This window comes from Streptomyces prasinopilosus (genome assembly GCF_001419695.1).
Taxonomy (GTDB): domain Bacteria; phylum Actinomycetota; class Actinomycetes; order Streptomycetales; family Streptomycetaceae; genus Streptomyces; species Streptomyces prasinopilosus.
In genome coordinates, this window is the sequence record NZ_LIRG01000449.1 from 1 (window position 1) to 3,606 (window position 3,606).

Consider the following 3,606-nt stretch of genomic DNA (forward strand, 5'->3'; position numbering starts at 1 on the left):
CCCCCCTCGGGCCGGTCCGTATCCCCCCCACGGACCGGCCCGAGGGGGGGAGTTCCACCATAACCCTTCGTGAGTGATGCTGCGTACATTGGCGTGCCACAACTACTCTCCGGAATCGGCCGGCGACGCCCCGACGGTCACGGAGACACGCATTCCGGGCGCTCCGGCAGCCGGGATGCGGCGGTTCGCCCCGGAGGAACTCCGTGAAACCGGGGCATCTCGCCGGGCGTGGCCCGGCGCGCCCTCCACCGGGCCCCGCTCCGGTCACCCTTCCGGCCGTCCCTCCGACGGGTGATCCCGTGAGGAACGCCCATTTGACCCACCGGCGGAACGGGCCGGGTGACGGCACGACGCTCCGGGCATCACGCGGTCCCCTCCACTGCGTGATGCCGTCCGCGCAGCTTTGCCCGAGTGAATGAACTTGGCTTGAACGGAGCATGATGAACGGCTGAAGAGCGCGCCACGTCCGGAAGCGGTTCCGGACCACGGGCCGCCGCGCACGCGCGGGCGCCGGACCGCGGGCGGTCAGGGCTTGCGCGCGTCGAAGAGGTGGCGGCTGCTGTGGGCGGTGAACACGCCCTCGGTCCTGATCCGTTCGTGCAGGGCGCGCAGCTGGGGCAGGTACGCCTCGACGGTGAAGTCCGGGACCGTCCAGACCACCTTGCGCAGGAAGTGCACGACGGCGGCGATGTCGTGGAACTCCATGCGCAGTCGTTCGGCCCGCAGGTCGACGATCTCCAGTCCGGCGGCCTCGGCGTCCCGGCGTTCACGTTCGGGATGCCGGGCGTCGAGCCGCTCGGCCGGCTGCGGTCCGAGGAAGTGCTCGACGAGTTCGTGGGCGCTGCGGGGCCCGACGTGCTGGGCGAAGTAGCCGCCGCCGGGCCGCAGCACCCGTGCGATCTCCTCCCAGTGGGCCTTCACCGGGTGCCGGCTGACGACGAGGTCGAACACCCCGTCGGCGAAGGGCAGCGGCCCGTCCGCGGAGGCGACGAGGAAGCCGCCCCGTTCCCGGAGGAGTCCCGCGGCCTTGGCGACGTTGGGCGCCCACCCCTCGGTGGCGACGACGAGTGCGGGCCGGCGCCTCCCGGGGACGGCACGTCCGGCTTCGTCGAGGGCGAAGGCCAGTACCTCCCCTCCCCCGGTCTGCACGTCGAGCACGGCCTCGACCGCCCTGCCCGGCCGTCCGCCCAACCGCTCGGCGACGGCCCGCGCGTACCCCCACGAGGGCCGCGTCTCGGTGGCCCGTCCGATGAACCAGGAGAAGTCCCATCCCGCGGTGGGGACGGCCGCGCCTTCGGCCAGCAGTTCGTCGAAGGACGGGGAGGAGCGGTCCGAGCGGCGTCCGTACGGCATCCCTCGATCCTCACAGAAGCCGACGCTCCCGGCGGGCGTTCCGCGGGATCTCCTCGGTCCCCCGGAACGGATCCGTCGTGCGGGCCCGCGCGGCTCGGCCGGGAGGGTGCCCGGGGGCCGGGCGGGGGACGGGGCCGGTGGCCTCGCGTCCGACGACCGCCGGCTCGATGGTGCGCCCGTCCGTCGCCGTGGTCCAGCGGCACCCTCGCGGTCGCGCGGGCGAACTCGCCGCCCCGGACGCAGGGGTTCCGTTCCAGTTGCGGGGCGGGCACGGAAGGTGCGGGCGCGCCTCCGGCCACGGCGGGTTCCCGCCCGGTCAGTGCCGTCGAGCAGGTCACCAGGGCCGCGACGACCGCGGCACGACGTCGGCGGCCCGCTCCGGACCCGCGTGGAGGAGGTATGGGCGCACTCCGTCCCTCTCGCTCTTCGTCGCCGGGCGCCCGGGGGTCTGCCGGTGCACGGACCCCGGCACCCCGGCACGCGTCCGTGCCAACGGCACAGCGGTCCGGTGGCGCACGCGAGGCGGTGCGGCCGAACGGGCGAATCGCCGCGGCCCGGTGCCCCGCGGGACGAGGTCCGGCGCCACCGGCCGGGCGGCCCGTCGGGAGCGGACCCGTCACGCGGGCGGGCGTCCCCGGCGCTCCGGGCCCCGCCGTCGGCCGGAGGCGTTGTCACAGGAGGGCGCTAGGTTCACTTCCCACGGAGCCGGCCGTGGCGCTCCCGCCGCCATCGCGCCCCGCACCTCCCTTTGTCGACGTTGCGTCAGGAGTTGTCGTCATGAGTATGGAAGCCACCTTCGCGGACTTCTCCGTCCATCCGGCCCGGCTGGCCAACGCCGAGGTCCGGCACGAGGCCGGCCGGTTCGCCGGATCCCATCTGGCGCTCGACGCGGGTGGGTCCGTGACCATGGAGTTCGAGGTGGAGGATCCGGCGGACATCCCCCAGGCGACGCTCACCATGACCGCCCTGGTCTCCAGGCTCGGCCCCGCCCCGGGTGACGCCCCCGTCGACGTCCTGCTGCAGGGGGAGGCGCTGGCCGAGGGGCTCACCGTGCCCGGCGGCGGCGACCTCCCGCAGGACAACGTCTTCGCGGTGCCCGGCCATCTCCTCAAGGCCGGCACCAACACCCTGGAGATACGCTCCTCCGCCGAGGCCCGCAGTACGTTCCGGCTCTACCGGATCACGCTGGACCCCGTAGCCGAGCGCGGCCGTTCCGAGCGCGCGCGGACCGCGCAGGCCGCCCGGGACTCGGTCTTCACGTACCGGACCGAGCGCCGTCCCGCCCACGGTTCCCCGTCCCGCCCCTGGCAGGCGGCTTCCCGGCTGCTGTTCCACATCGACCGGGACGAGCACTCCCTGCCCGCGCAGCTCGGCTGGCGGGGCGACGACGGAACCGAGACCGCCGTCAGTTTCCAGTCCAACATGTCGGACTTCCACGACGTCCACCGTGCCGCCGACGGCACGGCGTACGAGTACCGGGGCCGTCTCACCGGCAGGCGGCCCTACGCGGAGGGCCTGCCGGACACCCCGGTCTCCGGCCCGCACCACCTGCACCGCTTCCGCACCGAGGAGGGCTGGGGCGGCGGCTGGCACCGTTCCCACGACCTGCGGATCCTGGTCGACGACGGCGGCCCCGCCCCCGTCGAGCGGGTGACCTGGCGCGACCAGCGCGGCAACTCCGGCGTGGTCGTCCTGCACACGCTGTCGAACGAGGTCGAGGCCACCGACGTCGAGGCGAGCGACGAGTTCGAGGAAGCGGGGGAGATCGCGGAGAACCTCCTCGACGGGTCCCGGGACAAGTGGCTGGCCGGCGAGGACGTCGCGGTGCTCGACTTCACCCTCGCCCGTCCCGCCGCCCTCACCTCGTACGCCCTGACGTCCGCGAACGACTTCGCCGAGCGCGACCCGCGCGACTGGACCCTCCTCGGCTCCCACGACGGCAACGACTGGACGCCCCTGGACGTGCGGATCGGCGAGCGGTTCACCGACCGCTTCGAGACGAGGGAGTTCTTCCTGCGCCCCCGCGCCGACATGCCCGCCTTCCGCCACTACCGCCTCGACATCACCCGCAACTCCGGCGGCGGCGAGACCCAGCTCACCGGGGTCCGCTTCATCGAGGCCCCCGCCGGCAAGGGGTTCACCGGCTACTACCAACGCCACGACGAGGGCCCGATCGGCTACCGGGGCACCCCCGTCCCCTCCGCGCCCGCCGCCGGCCTCCCGGCCTCCCGCCTCGCCGCCGACCTGGACGCC

At 74.3% G+C, this 3,606-nt stretch carries 2 protein-coding genes; one reads left to right on the plus strand and one right to left on the minus strand.

Annotation, left to right across the window (positions count from 1 at the left end; genetic code table 11):
• Window positions 1-525: 525 nt before the first annotated feature.
• A complete protein-coding gene (locus tag AOK18_RS19015; protein ID WP_055695155.1) occupies window positions 526-1,353 on the minus strand; it encodes a class I SAM-dependent methyltransferase in 828 nt (275 codons plus the stop codon).
• A gap of 777 nt (window positions 1,354-2,130) precedes the next feature.
• Between AOK18_RS19015 and AOK18_RS19020 the strand changes: the two genes are divergently transcribed.
• A partial coding sequence (locus tag AOK18_RS19020; protein WP_055695156.1) for a hypothetical protein occupies window positions 2,131-3,606 on the plus strand: 1,476 nt, incomplete at its 3' end.